This is a genomic window from Mailhella massiliensis (assembly GCF_020741395.1).
Lineage (GTDB): Bacteria > Desulfobacterota > Desulfovibrionia > Desulfovibrionales > Desulfovibrionaceae > Mailhella > Mailhella massiliensis_A.
This window is the reverse complement of sequence record NZ_DYZA01000019.1, coordinates 1-15,430: the sequence shown is the minus strand read 5'-3', so window position 1 is coordinate 15,430 and position 15,430 is coordinate 1. Positions and strand designations below refer to the sequence as shown.

The following is a 15,430-nucleotide window of genomic DNA, read 5'->3' as shown; positions in this document are numbered from 1 at the left end:
GAGCCTGTCGACATTTTTTCTTGTCTGGCAAATGGACATGGGAAATAAAATGGGCTATAGCTGAAAGGAAGAATACATGCATCTTGCGGCCAGGCGGGATGTATGTATACAACCATTCAAAATTATTACCTTTTTATTCACCTGCATATTTTAAGGAGCAATACTCATGGCGTGTACACGTAGAGGATTCCTTAAAATGGTCGGCGCGGGGGCCATGTGCCTCACGCTGGCTAATTTTGGATTCGACCTGAAGGAGGCGAAGGCTTATGCCACGTCCCTGAAGATTGAAGGCGCGAAGGAAGTCACCACGGTGTGCCCCTTCTGCGCCGTATGCTGCCAGGTCATCGCCTATGTGAAGGACGGCAAGCTCGTCTCCACGGAAGGCGACCCTGATTTCCCCGTCAACGAAGGAAGCCTCTGCGCCAAGGGCGCGGCTCTCTTCACCATGTACACGGGCGAGCACAGGCTCACCCGCCCCATGTACCGCGCCCCCTACAGCGACAAGTGGGAGGAAAAGGACTGGGGCTGGACTCTTGAACAGATCGCCCGCCGAGTGAAGACGGCCCGCGACAACGACTTCATCGAGAAGAATGCCAAGGGCCAGACGGTCAACCGTCTGGAATCCATTTTCTGCATGGGCACCTCCCATGCTTCCAACGAAGAGTGCGCCGTCATTCATCAGGCGATGCGCAGCCTGGGGGTCGTGCATATCGACCACCAGGCACGTGTCTGACACAGCCCGACTGTACCGGCTCTGGCAGAGTCGTTCGGACGTGGGGCTATGACGAATCATTGGATCGACATTAAAAATGCCGATGCCATTTTGATTATGGGCAGCAATGCTGCGGAACATCATCCCGTATCCTTCAAGTGGATCATGCGGGCCAAGGACGCCGGGGCGGCGCTCATGCACGTCGACCCGAAGTTCTCGCGCACGTCGGCACGGTGCGATTTCCATGTGCCGATCCGCTCGGGTACGGATCTCGCCTTCCTGGGAGGCATGATCCATTACATCATTGAATCAGGGAGCTGGTTCAAGGACTATGTGGTGAACTACACCAACGCCACCTACGTCCTGGCAGACTCCTACGACTTCCAGGACGGGCTCTTCAGCGGATACGACAAGGAGAAGCGCATCTACGACCGCTCCTCCTGGGCGTTCAAACGCGATGAAGCGGGGGCTCCCGTGCGCGACTTCACGCTTAAAGACGAGAGGTGCGTCTTCAACGTGATGGCCAGGCACTATTCCCGCTACACGCTGGAGAACGTATCCAGCATCACGGGCGTATCCCAGGAAAACCTCATGAAGGTCTACAAGACCTTCTGCGCCACCGGCAGGCCGGACAAGGCCGGGACCATCCTGTACGCCATAGGCTGGACTCAGCACACTGTGGGCGTGCAGAACATCCGCGCCTCGGCCATTATCCAGCTGCTGCTGGGCAACATCGGCGTGGCGGGCGGCGGCATCAACGCCCTGCGCGGGGAACCCAACGTGCAGGGGTCTACCGACCATGCCCTGCTCTACCACAACCTTCCCGGCTACCACAACGCGCCTCTCGCGCAGTGGCAGACGCTTGCGGAATACAACAAGGCGAATACTCCCGTCACCCACTTCAAGGACAGCGCGAACTGGTGGGGCAACCGCCCCAAGTACATCGCGAGCCTTCTCAAGGGCTGGTTCGGGGATGCGGCCACGGCGGAAAACGATTTCTGCTACGGCTGGCTTCCCAAGTGTGAGGACGGAGAGGACTACTCCTACATGTACGCCATGGACCGCATGCTGCACGACAAGATGCGCGGCGGCTTCGTGTTCGGCGTGAACCCCATGAACAGCTTCCCCAACACCAACAAGATGCGCGCCGCCCTGGACCATCTTGACTGGCTGGTGGTGGGCGAGCTGCACAACTCCGAGACTTCGGACAACTGGCGCCGCCCGGGTGTGGATCCCTCCACCATGAAGACGGAAGTCTTCCTGCTGCCCTCCGCGCACCGGGTGGAAAAGGAAGGCACCATCAGCAACAGCGGCCGCTGGCTCCAGTGGTTCGACAAGGCTGTGGAGCCTGCGGGAGAAGCCCGCTGCTTCGGCGATATCTATGTGCCGCTCATCAACACCATCAGGGAGCTGTACAAGAAGGAAGGCGGCGTCTTCCCCGACCCGATTCTCAAGCTGAACTGGGCGGAGAAGTTCGACGCGTCCGACTGGGCGAAGCGCATCAACGGCTTCTTCTGGAAGGATACCACCATCAACGGCAAGACCTACAAGCGCGGGCAGCTTGTGCCGGCCTTCGGCAATCTTCAGGCCGACGGCTCCACCTCGTCGCTCAACTGGCTGTACACCGGCAGCTGGACGGAGGAGGAGGGCAACAAGTCCAAGCGGCGCGACCCCTCACAGACGGAAATGCAGGCAAGGATCGGCATCTACCCCAACTGGTCTTGGTGCTGGCCCATCAACCGCCGCATCCTGTACAACCGTGCGTCCGTCGACCTTGAGGGCAAGCCCTGGAATCCCGCGAAGGCGGTCATTGAATGGAAGGACGGCGCATGGGTGGGCGACGTGCCCGACGGCCCCTGGCCTCCCATGGCGGACAAGGAGAACGGGCGTCAGCCCTTCATCATGAACACCGACGGCGCGGCGCAGATCTTCGGGCCCGGGCGGCTTGACGGCCCCCTCCCCGAACACTACGAACCTGCCGAATCGCCGGTGGCTGCGCATCCGTTCTCCAGCCAGCTGACCTCTCCGTGCTTCAAGTTCCACACGAGCGAATTCGACAAGTTCGCCGCTCCTGCCGACCCGCGCTACCCCATCGTGCTGACGACCTACAGCATGACGGAGCACTGGTGCGGCGGCGGCGAGACCCGCAACGTACCCAACCTGCTGGAAGCCGAACCTCAGCTCTATGTGGAAATGAGCCATGAACTGGCCGAAGAAAAGGGCATCAAGAACGGTGACGGCGTCATCATTGAAAGCGCCCGGGGCCAGGTGGAGGCCATAGCCATGGTCACCATACGCCTCAGGCCCTTCACCATCATGGGCAAGACGGTGCACCTTATCGGCATGCCCTTCGCCTATGGGTGGACGACTCCCGGCTGCGGCGATTCCACCAATCGCCTCACGGTGACGGCCTATGACCCCAACACCACCATTCCTGAAACCAAAGCCTGCTGTGTGAACATCCGCAAAGCCGGCAAGCTGACCGAAATAGCCTGATGAGGCGGGGGCGCGCCGTAAAGGCGCGCCCCTCAAGGAGTACGCGATGCCCAAGACATTTCTCATAGACACCACCCGCTGCACGGCATGCCGCGGCTGCCAGCTGGCGTGCAAGGAATGGCACAACCTGCCGGCCAATGCCACGAAGCAGCGCGGTTCCCACCAGAATCCCCCGGATCTGAACCCCAACAATCTTAAAATCGTCCGCTTTCATGAGCATCTGGACGACAAGGGCAACGTGGTGTGGAACTTCTTCCCCGACCAGTGCCGCCACTGCCTGACCCCCATCTGCGTGGACATGGCCAATCTCGCCGTCCCCGGCTCCATGATTCAGGACAAGGCCACGGGCGCCGTGCTGGTCACGGAAAAGTGCAAGGAACTTTCCGCCGCCGACATTGCGGCCATCATCAAGGCCTGCCCCTACAATATCCCGCGCTACAACGAACAGACGAAAATGCTGACCAAGTGCGACATGTGCATCGACCGCGTTTCCGCCGGCCTGAAACCCATGTGCGTGAAAACCTGCCCCACGGGAGCCATGGTCTTCGGGGAACGCGCCGAGGTACTGGAAGAGGCGAAAGCGCGTCTGGCCAAAGTGAAGGAACGCTTCCCCAAGGCCCGCCTTGTGGATACCGAAGAAGTCAACGTCGTCTATCTTCTGGCTGAAGAACCGAAATTCTATCACGAATTCGCGAGCTTCGGCTAAGAAACGTCCCCGAGTCGTTTTGGAGCCCATACCCTTTCCACCCGTATTCCCGGGCCTGCCGCATCCAGCCTTTCAGGAGTCATCATGGCCATTTCCCGTCAGACCGTATCCGAAACCCTCTCCGACATAGCCTCGCAGAGGCCCGTGCTTCAGCCGGTGTTTGCCGCGTTCACGCCCCTTCTTGAGGCGCGGGCGGCCCTGCCGGAAAGGCTGGCCCCCATGCTGGAGGAAAGCGGCTTTTCCCTGCCCGCGTGGCGGCCGGAAAGGGCGCAGCAGGGGGTGCAGCTCCTGGCCGGAGCTTCGCTGGACGGGCTTTTCCCCCTTCTGCGGGAATCGGCGCGGGTTCTTCTGCCGCTTCTGTCCGCCCTGCAGGGCATGGGAGGACACGCAGCCGCGCTGGAGGCCTTCTTCCTCAGGGAAGAAGAGGCCATGAAGGCCGCGCAGGCCCTGCTCGACGGCAACGAAACAGGCCTTGTCCGGCTTGCGGAAGGCGCAAAGCTTCCCGCGCCGGTGCTTGTTTTCGCGCTGGAAACGTGCCTTGGGCCCGTCATCCGTGCGGTAGCTGCGAAGTACCCCGCCCCCTGGGATGAGCGCCCCGCCTCGTGGATGCAGGGGTTCTGCCCCGTATGCGGTTCTTTTCCTTCCATCTCCTACCTGGAAGGGCGCGTTTTCGATGAGAAAAACGCCTATCTGGCGGGAGGCGGCGGGAAAAAGCACCTGCACTGCGCGTTATGCGGCACGGACTGGCATTTCCGCCGGGGGGCATGCCCCTCCTGCGGCAAGGAAGGCTCCGGCGTCATGGAACTTCTTCGGGAAAGCGGCGGCAGCCTCGGGGAACGCGTCGACTGGTGCACGAAATGCAAAAGCTACTGCCCCTCCGTAGACCTCAGGGAACGGGAGGCCGTCCCCGACATGGACGCCATGGCCCTCGGCATGATGCACCTTGATATCATCGCGGCCCAAAAAGGCCTGCAACCGCTGAAGCCCTCCTTCTGGAACCAATTCTAGCCACCTCTCCGGGCATTGTCCCGATGGACTGGGAGACTGCGCATGAGACCGCTTTTCATCCTCACCCTCCTCATCTCCCTGGCCTGGTGCGCCCCCGCAGGCGCGCAGGACTTCAAGGGAACGATCAAGTATCCTAAAAATCCCATCGTGCTCGGCGGCGAAGAAACGCCCCGCCTCGCGGTGACCTTCAACCACAGCACCCACGGCGACGTCACCTGCGACACCTGCCACCACAAGCCGCGCTGCGCCATATGCCACTACAGCCCTACGCTGGAAAAGTCCCCCTACGCCTCGTGCAGCGCCAATGACGGCTGCCATGCGATCAAAGGCAGAAGCAACGACGCGAAGAGCCGCTTCATGGCCTTCCACAGCCGCGACTCCCTCCATTCCTGCTTCGGCTGCCACAACAGCCTGAAGGCGGAACATCCCGAATTCCAGGGCTGCCGCCCCTGCCATCCCAACCAGCCTGTGGAAGAAAAGTAATTTCCCGTGCCGGTAAACAAAAGCCCATGCTCCCCCGTCGGAGCATGGGCTTTTGCCGATTAAAAACAGCCGGGCCGAGAGCTGAAACTTATGATGCAGAGCAGGGAATAAACGCTCCTTTGGATTTGCCGGGAAAGGGCCCTCAGCAATTCAGAATAACGTCGCGACAAGTGACGGTAAGAGCTTGACGCACAGCAGCCGGAACGGCCGGGACCACAGGTATCGGCCCCGAAATCCCGCAGGCCGATGTTCCCTGGTGAGAAGAGAAAGGCCATGGGAAAATGGTTGGAGCGGAAAGGGATAAAAAAAGAAGCGGCATGTCGCCCCGACCTCATCCCATGCGGCTTGGGATTCCCCTCAAAAAATGAGCGGGCGGCGTGGGTCGTTTTTTGAAAAGGGAAACGCCGCCCGACAAGATATAGGCATCTTATGGAACTGACGTTCCGATACCGCATCGTGAGTTCTGCTCCGCGGTTGCACTGTCGATACGGCAGGCAAACATATCCGGGAAGGGCAGGCCTCATGCTGCCGAGAATGTACCCGGCAAGCCGTGGCATCTCCCGGACTCCCGTTGTACGAGTCGCCGGAAACAGGCAACCAGAGCCTGTCAGGGGCCGCGGCTGAGAGAGCCTGACAGATGCATGGGAGGAAACGCCCCGCTTTTATCCGGCCTCCCCAGGACTCTGAAGCGGAAAGAGAGCATCGGCAGCGCTCCGGCTTCACCCCGTTCCGCTCTGCCGCCGCTGATGCCCGGGAGGAGCCTTTGCCTCTCCCCCCAGCCGCCGGAACAAGGGCTTCCGGGCTTCCCCCTGGAGTCCGGCCGAAAGAAGGCAGGCCTTTCATCCGACCTCCGGGAGGCCGAGGCTGGCTCATGCTGCACGGCAAAGGGAATGGGCGGCGGGAATGACTCCCCCTGCCTGAACGCCGCAGAGTGCGCCGTCCGCAGGATATAAAAAAAGAGCCGCATGACTGCGGCCCGAAATTTCTGTGGTGCCGAGGGACAGAATCGAACTGCCCACACGGGGATTTTCAGTCCCCTGCTCTACCAACTGAGCTACCTCGGCACAACGGAAATCAATCTACTTCAACGAAAAACAAATGGCAAGTATTTTTTTCTGCTTTCCGCTACTCCGTAAGGTTGCCCGGCCCCTTGGGGATGGATGCTTCGGCGATGCGCACCTTGTAGTCGCTCGCTCCGGCGGGCGGATTGATGAAGACCACGGTAAAGGGCACTTCGCTGCCCGGAAGCACGTTCACATTGCTGGAAATCACGTCCAGCGTACTGTTCAGCGCCTTATCCAGCTCCTCCTTGTCCAGCGCTTCCAGCTGGAAGGAGCTGATGCTGCTGCCGGCAAGCTGCTTCTGGGAAACAAGCATGGTTCCCGAAGCGTCATAGAGTTCCGCTTCGAGGCGGATGAGTTCCCTCGGCGTGGGGAAATTGTTCATCACCTTGCCTTCAATGATGATAAGATTGCCGAGCTTTTCATTCTTCACCTGATACTGGCGGACATCCCGAAGTTCCAGCTTGCTCACCAGGGAAAGCGGGTCTGAGGCGTCGGCCGTTTCCAGCCCGAGGTAAGGGGCGACAAGGCCCTTCAGGCCGTCCAGATAGGGCGTATTCTGCCACATCCACCAAGCGCCCCCGCAGAGGGCCGCGCAGAAAACGAAACTCAGGAAGCCGGGAAGGATAGAGCGCTTTTTGCGGGGCATGTCCAGCCCGCCGAAGGCTTCGGCGCTGCCCGCACCCTCCAGACGCAGGCCCTGCATCCCTCTTTCCGCCGTGCTCCGCTCCCTGCGGGACTCCTCCATGGAAAGGGAAAGCGAGGAGCCGGGAGTATCGCCTCCCAGGGAAAGGGCGCCGCTTCCGCCGTGCTCCTGAGCGGAGGCACGGCGCGGCTCCCGACCGAAATCAAGGGGGCCGCCTTCGGGGGCCGCCTTTTCCTCACGGGCGGGGGCAGGTTCCTGCCTCTCCAGAAGAATCGGCGCCTCCTCCAAGGCAAGGGGGAAAATATGGCGACAGACCGAGCAGCGGAGCTTGACTCCGGGCTTCACTTTTTCATCGGGCAGGCGATATACCGTATTGCACTGGGGGCAGGTCACATTCATGAGATATTCTCCATCCTTGACTGGAGCGTTTTACTTCTGGGCATACGCGCAGAAAAGCGGAAGCAGGCCTGCGTACCGAGGCACGGGGTACACCTTTTCCCCCTTTTTCCGGGCAGGGAGCTTTCAGGGAAGAGTTTCCCGCTCCGATCCGCGCAAGGCGACCATACACCGGCTGCATCAACAGTCAAGCAGCTCGTAGATAGCCGGAAGATTGCGATATCTTTCCGCACAGTCAAGCCCGTACCCCACAATGAAGCCGGCAGGCAGATCGAAGCCCACGAAATCGGTATGGACGACGAATTCCCGCCGTTCCTTTTTATCAATGAGCACGGCGATGCGCACGGATTTTGCGCCGAGGGCGGCCAGGTGCCGCACCAGCACGTTCATGGAGCGGCCCGAATCCACAATATCCTCGATAATGAGCACATGGCGGCCGGCCACGTTGACTTCAACATCCTTGATGATGCGCACTTCCCCGCTGCTGCTCTGTCCCGCCCCGTAGCTGGCAAGGCGCACGAAGTCGACGACGGTTTCCGTCTTCATGGCCCGGACAAGGTCGCTGAAAAAGAAAAACGCTCCCTTGAGCACGCAAACGGCGATCACGCTCTCGTCCCGGTACAGCTCGTCGATTTCCTCCGCCATGGCCGCCACACGCTGCCTGATACGCTCTTCTCCCAATATTTCCCTGAGCATGCCCATCACCGCCTGATAAGGCTCATAAGAAACTGTTTCATTTCCGGGGCTGGGACATAGCCCGCCTCGCTCACCTCGATGTGCCCGTCCCTGTTGTAGATGACGTTGAAGGGAATGGCGTCGATGCGATAGGCCCGCGCCAGCTCCTCACCGCCGTAGTACACGGGGTAGGCTCCCAGCATGCCCATGGACTTCACGAAGCTGTCCGCCTCGCGGATATTCTCATCAATGGCGACTCCGATGATGAGCAGCTCCTCCTCGGGGATTTCCTTGCGCATTTTGATAAGCTCCGGTATCTCCCTGCGGCACGGGCCGCAGAAGGCGGCAAAGAAATTCACCAGGATCACCTTGCCGTGATTGGCGGCAAGCTCATCCAGGAGCTCATAGGTATGCACAGGCTTCAGGTGCCTTCCCCCCTCCTGCGCCGGGGCCTCGCCTACAGGGCAGGCCAGGGTAAAGGCAATCATGCCTGCAATCACCACTCCGGTCAGGCGGCGAAAAAAGCCCGACGGTATTCCGACCATAGAACAACTCCTTCCTTTTCCTCAAAATGCGCCGCAGACATCTTTTCTGCCGCGAACTTTTTTAGGTGTACTGAAAATCGTTGAAAACGCAAACCTTAAACTATAGGATACATTCCGGCAAACAAGCTTCCATCCCCGGAAGAGCTGCCGAAATAAGGATGACTTCATGACAAAAATTTCTGACGCACGCGAAGCCGAACTTCTTGCCTCCGCAGGGGCCGGGCATGGCCGCTCCTCGACGCGGGGTAAAAAACGCAAGATATCCAAGGATGATATGGATATCATCGACATTTCCGAAAGCTTTGCTTCAGAAATTCCTTCCGGCGAGAGCTCTCCGGCGAAAGCCGCCTCCGGCAGCGCGGAAAAAAATCCGAAAAAACGCACCGCTTCCCGGAAAGCCGTTTCTTCCGGCGAAGAAGAAACTCCGCAGCCCGACGCCCCCGAAGGGGAGGATTCCCCGGAGCTCATGGAGGCGGAACTTGAACAGGCGCAGGAAGGCGAACTCGTACCCGACGAGGATTTTCCCGCCTTCGATGATTTCGACGAGGGCGGAAAAGTCATAGACCTCGGCAGCAATCTGCCCGCCCTGGCACAGGACAGACTGCCCAGCGTGCCCGTACGCGACAATCTCCAAAGTTACCTGCGCGAGGTGAGCAAATTCCCCCTGCTGGAACCGGAAGAGGAAACGGAGCTCGCAAGGCGCGTACGCGATCACGGCGACACGCAGGCGGCTTTCCGCATCATCTCCTCACATCTGCGCCTCGTGGTGCGCATTGCCATGGACTTTCAGCGCCGCTGGATGCAAAACGTGCTCGACCTCATTCAGGAAGGCAACGTGGGGCTTTTGCGCGCGGTAAACAAGTTCGACCCGGACAAGGGCATCAAGTTTTCCTACTACGCTTCGTTCTGGATCAAGGCCTACATACTCAAGTTCATCATGGACAACTGGCGCATGGTGAAAATAGGCACGACGCAGGCCCAGCGCAAGCTGTTCTACAACCTGAACCGCGAAAGGCAGAAGCTCATCCTTCAGGGCTTCGATCCAGATACGGCGCTTCTTTCCGAGCGCCTCGGCGTCACGCAGGATCAGGTGGTGGAGATGCAGCAACGCCTGGACGCGGGCGACGTTTCCCTCGACCTTCCGGTGAGCGATGAAAACGGCAGCGCCTCGCGCATGGATTTTCTGCCCGCCCTCGGGCCCGGGGTGGAGGAAGGTATTGCCGATTCCGAAGTCTCCCGCCTGGTGCGCGAGAGCATCGCGGAGCTTGTCCCCTCCCTCTCGGAAAAGGAAATCTACATTCTGGAACACCGTCTTCTCACCGACGAACCCGCCACGCTCCGGGAAATCGGCGAGCGCTACAATGTCACTCGTGAACGCATACGCCAGCTGGAAGCGCGCCTGCTGGAAAAACTGAAAGAACATCTCGGGCGCGAGATCAAAGACTTCTCGGAAGAGTGGATCCAGCCCTGACTCTTCCGCCACAGGGATTTCCATGTTCAGTCATTCCAAGCCACGTTTCCGGGCAGGGCGGCATGCCGCTTCCTCAAGGCGGGCGCGCCTGATGCTGGCCTCCACCCTCGCTCTCATGCTGCTTCCCGCAGGATGCACGGCCACGGGCAGAAGCGCCGACCTTTCCGCCCGGCAGGAACGCTTCCTGGCCCCCACCCTGCTCATGCCGCAGGAGCCTTCACAGCGGGCGGAGCTTATTTTCGCTCAGCTCAAGCTCGACGCCGCGCTGGACAACAACGACAAGGACGCCGTGCTCGACGCCGCCGAAAGGCTGCTCAGGTTCGGCACGGGCCCCTACAAGCTGCCCTCTTCCGCTCCCATCATCGACGCCGCAATCTGGCTGCTCGCCCACGACCATGAAAACGACGCCGTGCTGCTTATCCAGAGCGCCTCGGAGCAGATGCCGGACGAGCTTGCCCTTGTTTCCCTTCAGGCCGACCTGCTCATCCAGCACAACTCGCGCGAAGAGGCCATAGAACTTCTGCGTTCTTTTGCCGCGGGCCATCCTGCGGACGGGCAGGCCCAGGCGGAGCTCGCTCTCGCCCTTCTTCGCAGCGGCCGCACGGAAGACGCCATGACGGTGTTCCGCCGCATCCCCGAAAAGCAGCTCACGCCCCAGATACGCTTCGCCTACGCCCAGGCCCTGAACGTGTCCGGCCGCTTTGCCGAGGCCAGAGTCCAGCTCAATGCCGCCGTGAAGGAAGACCCGGAATATTCCGAAGCCTGGCAGCTGCTCGCCCTTACCCTGGAAGAACTCGACCGGAAAGCGGAAGCGAAAAAGATTTACCGAAATCTCCTAGACTCAGACCCGGACAACCGCAGCGCCCGGCTCTTTCTCATCCGCCTTCTGCTTCAGGAAAACAATATGGACGCCGTGGTCGCAACCATATCCGAATCCCACGACCCGCTGCATTTTTCCGTGGCCTCCGCGGCCATGCTCATGGATGAAAAGCTTGCCGACCAAGCGGAAAAACTGCTCTCCCGGCTGGAAAAGCAGCCCGGCATGCCCGAAGGGATCTATTTCTATCATGCGGCGCTGCTTTATGAGACGGGCATGGACCCTGAGCGCGCCCTTTCCCTGCTGGATCGGCTTTCCCGGGGCAGTCCGGAATACGACAAGGCCCTGCGCATGAAGGTCCGCATTCTCTATGAACGGAAGCGTTTTCCCGAGGCGCTGCAAGCGCTGGACGACATGCGCCGCCTGCGCCCCACGGATGTGGAGCCCCTGCTTCTTACCGCGGAACTTCTCACGCTGCAGAAGGATTTCAAGGCTGCGGACAAGGTCCTTGCCGAAGCCCTGCATCTTCAGCCGGACAACGAAAACGCCGCATTCCAGCAGGCCTATCTTCAGGAAGTCATGGGCAACCGGCCGAAGGCCATGGCGCTCATGGAAAAAGTGGTTGAGAAATTTCCCGACAACGCCCTCGCGCTCAATTATGTGGGCTATAATCTGGCCGACGGCAACCGGGAGCTGGACAGGGCCTATGCGCTTCTTCAGCGCGCCGTGGAGCTTGAGCCTGAGGCGGACTTCATCCTCGACTCCCTGGCCTGGGTGCATTTCCGCCGGGGGGAACTGGAGGACGCCTGGGAACAGATACAAAAAGCGCTGGACGCTTCCGACAAATCCGGCCCCGGCGATCCCGCCATGTTCGAGCACTACGGCGACATAGCCTTTGCCCGGGGCGACGGGAAAAACGCCCGGCAGGGCTGGCAGAAGGCCCTCGAGCTGTTCCAGGGCATGGACTTCCCCGAAGACGCTGCCAGGGTGCGGCTCAAACTGGAAAAACATAGATGAAAAAAATCCCTTCCCTCCTCCTTGTCTGTCTGATCCTTCTCGCCCTGCTCGGGGGCTGCGCCCCCAGGGGGCAGCTGCTTGTTCCTGAGAGCGAAGCGGAAAGCCGCTGGCAGGCCTTTATGCAGCTTTCCTCCCGCCCTGCGGAAGACGACATGCTCTCCGGAAGCCTGCGTTTCGGCCCGGAAGGCGACACCCGGCGCGTCACTTATGTGCTCTGGACCCGAAGCGAGGTCGACCTGTCCGCCGAAAAGGACGGGCACGGCCCCGCAGGACTGGATACGGCGGACTTCGGTTCCGACATGCCGGGCGACGCGCGGGCCATACGCCTTGAGGTCAACGCGGGCGTAGGGGCTAATGTGGCCAAGGCCCTCTTCGACAACGGGCGCATGCTCGTGGTACTGCCCCGCGATCAGAAGGCCTACGCCGGAGTGGAGACGGCGGAAAACCTGCGCCGCCTGCTGGGCCTGCCTCTGCCTTTTTCCATGAACAGGCTCAACGACTTCCTCGCCGGGCGCTACCTGTCCGCTCTTGACGTCACGGCTCCGGAGCGATACCTCAGCGGAGACGACGGCAATATCATCTACCTCTGCCGGAGCGAAGGCCGCGCATGCGAGCTTGAGCTGAACGCCGAGGCCCGGCCTGTGCGCTGGAGCATGTCGGGGCGCTGGACGCTGGATATCGCCTACGGCGACGACGCCCTACCCTACAAACTGGACGGCCGCATGGAAGGTGAACAGCCTCTGCGCATGGTACTGCTCGTCAAGGAGCGCCGGAGCGCGGGCACGCTTCCCGGCCTGAGCATGGAGTTGGAAGTTCCGCAGGATATCGCCGTCTATTCGCTGGACCAATAAACGCGCCAATGGAGAGAGTCATGAGCACCATTTACATCGCGTCCGATCACGGGGGCTTCAATCTTAAAACTTTTCTTGTGCGTCACCTGAAGGATCAGGGGCATGACGTGCACGATCTCGGCCCTTCCGATCCCGCGAGCTGCGATTATCCGCTGAAGGCCCAGGCCGTCACGGACTGCGTCCTCAGGGATGAGAGCTCCTTCGGCGTGCTGGTATGCGGCACGGGCATAGGCATGAGCATGGCCGCCAACCGCGTTCCGGGCATCCGTGCGGCGCTGTGCACCAGCGAATTCCACGCATCCTTCGCCCGCGCCCACAACAACGCCAACATCATCTGCCTCGGGGAGCGCGTTTCCGGCCCGGGCATCGCCGCCAGCATGGTGGACGTATTCCTCAGTACCCCGTTTGAAGGCGGCCGCCACCTGCGCCGCATCAACCTTTTCAACAAGTAAGCCCGGCCTATGGCGAAACTTCGGGAAACCTATGTCTGCAGCGCCTGCGGCGCTCAGAGCGCCCAGTGGCGCGGGCAATGCCCGAAATGCCGCGAATGGAACACCCTTGAGCTTGTGCGTCTCGCGCAGTCTGCCACAGGCAGGCCCCTGTCCGCCGAAGCCCGCACGGGCGTGCGCATACAGCCCCTTGCCGAAATTTCCGGCAGCGACCATGCGGCCTTCGGCACGGGGTTGGACGCGCTCGACCGTATTCTCGGGCACGGTTTCGTGCCCGGAGCCGCCATTCTGGTGGGCGGGGAGCCGGGCATAGGCAAGTCCACTCTCCTGCTGCAGCTTGCCGGAGCCGTGGCCCGCGAGGGAAAAACCGTCCTCTACGCCAGCGGGGAAGAATCGCTCCCGCAGATAAAAAGCCGGGCCGAGCGCCTCGACGTGCTGCACGATTCGCTGCTTGCCGTGGCCACCAGCCGGGTGGAAGACCTTTTTCCTGCGCTCGAACTCCCTGAGAAAGCCCCTGCTCTGCTTATCGTGGATTCCGTGCAGACCCTCGCCTCCGACAACGCGGAAGGCCTGCCCGGCAACGTCAGCCAGGTGCGGGCCGTGGCCACGGAACTTGTGGAGCGATGCCGCCGGGCCGACACCACGCTGGTGCTCGTGGGGCACGTCACCAAGGACGGCACGCTTGCCGGGCCCCGCCTTCTGGAACATCTGGTGGACACCGTCATTTCCCTGGAAGGCGACCGCCGGGAAATGTTCCGCATGCTCCGCGTGCTGAAAAACCGCTTCGGCCCCAATCAGGAACTGCTCATCTTCCGCATGGCCCGCAGAGGGCTGGAACTTGTGGAAGACCCGTCCACCTTCTTCCTCGGCGCGCGCGACACTTCCCTGAGCGGCACAGCCGTAGTCATGGCTGTGGACGGGCAGCGTCCCTTTGCCGTGGAAATACAGGCTCTCGCCGCCAGGAGCTACCTTTCCATCCCCCGCCGTACCGGCCTCGGCTTCGACGTGAACCGTCTGCATCTCCTGCTCGCCGTGCTGGAAAAACGCCTGCACCTCAACTTCGGGCAGGCGGATATCTACGCCAAGGTAGGCGGCGGCATGCGCCTTCAGGAGCCGGGGCTGGACCTGGCGCTGGTGGCCGCCCTGCTCTCTTCCTTTTACGATATTCCCCTTCCCGAGCGTTGCGTGCTCTGGGGCGAGGTGGACCTCAACGGACAAGTGCGCCCCGTATCCGGCCAGGACATACGCATGAAGCAGGCGATGCGCCTCGGCTACAGCCCCATTCTCTGCCCGGAGAACGCCAAAAGCCGCGGCATCGCCACCGTGGCCGACCTGCAGCGCGTCCTTTTCCGCAAAGGAACGGCGAAAGACGGCAGAACCGGCCCCGGAGACGACGCTCCGTTCTGAAACGCCCTCCCCGCAACCGGCGGCCGCTTCATAAGCACCTGCCGCCGGGCCCGGGCTTCGATATCTTCCGTGCTGGAACCTGCGTTTTCCCTTCTTCACCGCGCAGCCGGAAAACGCGGCATGATGCAGCAGGCAGAAACGCACTCCGTGCCTCTTTGCATACGCCCTCCCGAAGGCTCTCGCCTTTCTTTTTGCGGCCCTGCGCGCCCCATGCTCCCCAAGCTCCGCACGAGGATGCCGGGCACGTTATCCTCATGTTCCGCCTATTGCGTCGCGTTTGCCCGATATCCGACGGAAACGGATAAACGCGACGCCGCAGGAAACAGGTCTCCGGCGCTCTTATTTTCCGCTTTTCACAAACTCAGAAAATCTTCTCAGCGCGTTGACGACGGCCCCGTGGGATTTCCTTCCCGTCTCCTGCATGATGCCGCCCTCATCATAGCATGGCAGAATATCATCAATCTTCTCCGCCAGCTCTTCCCAGGTGAGATTTTCCTCCTTCGCCACCTGTCGACTCTGCGGCAGTAATCATACACGGTACTGGGATTGCCGCTTCCGGTCACCTGACGGTATCCGTTCTTTATCAGATATTCCTCAAACGCCTTCTTCATGGTACAGCTCCTTATTTTTTATATTTTATGATGAAAATCATATTAAAAGTCAAGAAAATATTTATTAAAATGCCTTTAT

The 15,430-nt window shown here is 60.7% G+C and carries 12 protein-coding genes and 1 tRNA gene; 9 read left to right on the top strand and 4 right to left on the bottom strand.

Annotation, left to right across the window (positions count from 1 at the left end; all coding sequences use genetic code 11):
* The first annotated feature begins 166 nt into the window (after window positions 1–166).
* The 4 genes from fdnG to K8W16_RS00975 all read left to right on the top strand — a co-directional run bounded on the left by fdnG (window position 167) and on the right by K8W16_RS00975 (window position 5,405).
* Window positions 167–3,208 carry a formate dehydrogenase-N subunit alpha gene (fdnG, locus tag K8W16_RS00990; RefSeq protein ID WP_304120386.1) on the top strand — a complete coding sequence of 1,014 codons (3,042 nt, stop codon included), beginning with the start codon at window positions 167–169 and terminating at the stop codon, window positions 3,206–3,208.
* 46 nt (window positions 3,209–3,254) lie between these two features.
* Window positions 3,255–3,914 (top strand): 4Fe-4S dicluster domain-containing protein, encoded by a 660-nt coding sequence (locus tag K8W16_RS00985; protein WP_304120384.1) that lies wholly within the window; start codon window positions 3,255–3,257, stop codon window positions 3,912–3,914.
* Window positions 3,915–3,998: 84 nt separating this feature from the next.
* Window positions 3,999–4,922, top strand: a complete 924-nt coding sequence (locus K8W16_RS00980; RefSeq protein WP_304120382.1) for a formate dehydrogenase accessory protein FdhE — start codon at window positions 3,999–4,001, stop codon at window positions 4,920–4,922.
* Window positions 4,923–4,964: 42 nt separating this feature from the next.
* A complete protein-coding gene (locus K8W16_RS00975; protein ID WP_304120380.1) occupies window positions 4,965–5,405 on the top strand; it encodes a cytochrome c3 family protein in 441 nt (146 codons plus the stop codon).
* Between the two features lie 988 nt (window positions 5,406–6,393).
* Here K8W16_RS00975 and K8W16_RS00970 read toward each other — a convergent pair.
* The 4 genes from K8W16_RS00970 to K8W16_RS00955 form a co-directional block, all read right to left on the bottom strand.
* Window positions 6,394–6,469, bottom strand: a tRNA-Phe gene (locus tag K8W16_RS00970).
* 61 nt (window positions 6,470–6,530) lie between these two features.
* Complete coding sequence (locus K8W16_RS00965) at window positions 6,531–7,511, bottom strand: DUF3426 domain-containing protein (protein ID WP_304120379.1); 981 nt, start codon at window positions 7,509–7,511, stop codon at window positions 6,531–6,533.
* Between the two features lie 177 nt (window positions 7,512–7,688).
* Window positions 7,689–8,204 carry a hypoxanthine phosphoribosyltransferase gene (gene hpt, locus K8W16_RS00960; protein ID WP_304120377.1) on the bottom strand — a complete coding sequence of 172 codons (516 nt, stop codon included), beginning with the start codon at window positions 8,202–8,204 and terminating at the stop codon, window positions 7,689–7,691.
* Between the two features lie 5 nt (window positions 8,205–8,209).
* Entirely contained in the window at window positions 8,210–8,728 is a 519-nt protein-coding gene (locus K8W16_RS00955; protein ID WP_304120375.1) for a thioredoxin family protein, read from the bottom strand.
* 466 nt (window positions 8,729–9,194) lie between these two features.
* Here K8W16_RS00955 and K8W16_RS00950 point away from each other — a divergent pair, with 466 nt between their 5' ends.
* The 5 genes from K8W16_RS00950 to radA are packed head-to-tail and all read left to right on the top strand — an operon-like array spanning window position 9,195 to window position 14,740.
* Complete coding sequence (locus K8W16_RS00950) at window positions 9,195–10,199, top strand: RNA polymerase sigma factor RpoD/SigA (RefSeq protein WP_304120388.1); 1,005 nt, start codon at window positions 9,195–9,197, stop codon at window positions 10,197–10,199.
* 22 nt (window positions 10,200–10,221) lie between these two features.
* Window positions 10,222–12,033, top strand: coding sequence for a tetratricopeptide repeat protein (locus K8W16_RS00945; RefSeq protein ID WP_304120372.1), 1,812 nt, complete (start codon window positions 10,222–10,224; stop codon window positions 12,031–12,033).
* Window positions 12,030–12,884, top strand: a complete 855-nt coding sequence (locus K8W16_RS00940) for a hypothetical protein (RefSeq protein ID WP_304120370.1) — start codon at window positions 12,030–12,032, stop codon at window positions 12,882–12,884. Before K8W16_RS00945 ends, K8W16_RS00940 begins: the two co-directional genes overlap by 4 nt.
* A gap of 20 nt (window positions 12,885–12,904) precedes the next feature.
* Window positions 12,905–13,336 (top strand): ribose 5-phosphate isomerase B, encoded by a 432-nt coding sequence (gene rpiB / locus K8W16_RS00935; RefSeq protein WP_304120368.1) that lies wholly within the window; start codon window positions 12,905–12,907, stop codon window positions 13,334–13,336.
* A gap of 9 nt (window positions 13,337–13,345) precedes the next feature.
* Window positions 13,346–14,740 (top strand): DNA repair protein RadA, encoded by a 1,395-nt coding sequence (gene radA, locus K8W16_RS00930; RefSeq protein ID WP_304120367.1) that lies wholly within the window; start codon window positions 13,346–13,348, stop codon window positions 14,738–14,740.
* Window positions 14,741–15,430: the final 690 nt, after the last annotated feature.

Bases quoted from the DNA above. Each gene is read 5' to 3' on its own strand.
- K8W16_RS00985 (WP_304120384.1), top strand. From the start codon at position 3,255: ATGCCCAAGACATTTCTCATAGACACCACCCGCTGCACGGCATGCCGC.
- K8W16_RS00940 (WP_304120370.1), top strand. From the start codon at position 12,030: ATGAAAAAAATCCCTTCCCTCCTCCTTGTCTGTCTGATCCTTCTCGCC.
- radA (WP_304120367.1), top strand. From the start codon at position 13,346: ATGGCGAAACTTCGGGAAACCTATGTCTGCAGCGCCTGCGGCGCTCAG.
- K8W16_RS00975 (WP_304120380.1), top strand. From the start codon at position 4,965: ATGAGACCGCTTTTCATCCTCACCCTCCTCATCTCCCTGGCCTGGTGC.
- K8W16_RS00965 (WP_304120379.1), bottom strand. From the start codon at position 7,511: ATGAATGTGACCTGCCCCCAGTGCAATACGGTATATCGCCTGCCCGAT.
- K8W16_RS00945 (WP_304120372.1), top strand. From the start codon at position 10,222: ATGTTCAGTCATTCCAAGCCACGTTTCCGGGCAGGGCGGCATGCCGCT.
- K8W16_RS00980 (WP_304120382.1), top strand. From the start codon at position 3,999: ATGGCCATTTCCCGTCAGACCGTATCCGAAACCCTCTCCGACATAGCC.
- K8W16_RS00950 (WP_304120388.1), top strand. From the start codon at position 9,195: ATGGAGGCGGAACTTGAACAGGCGCAGGAAGGCGAACTCGTACCCGAC.
- hpt (WP_304120377.1), bottom strand. From the start codon at position 8,204: ATGCTCAGGGAAATATTGGGAGAAGAGCGTATCAGGCAGCGTGTGGCG.
- rpiB (WP_304120368.1), top strand. From the start codon at position 12,905: ATGAGCACCATTTACATCGCGTCCGATCACGGGGGCTTCAATCTTAAA.
- K8W16_RS00955 (WP_304120375.1), bottom strand. From the start codon at position 8,728: ATGGTCGGAATACCGTCGGGCTTTTTTCGCCGCCTGACCGGAGTGGTG.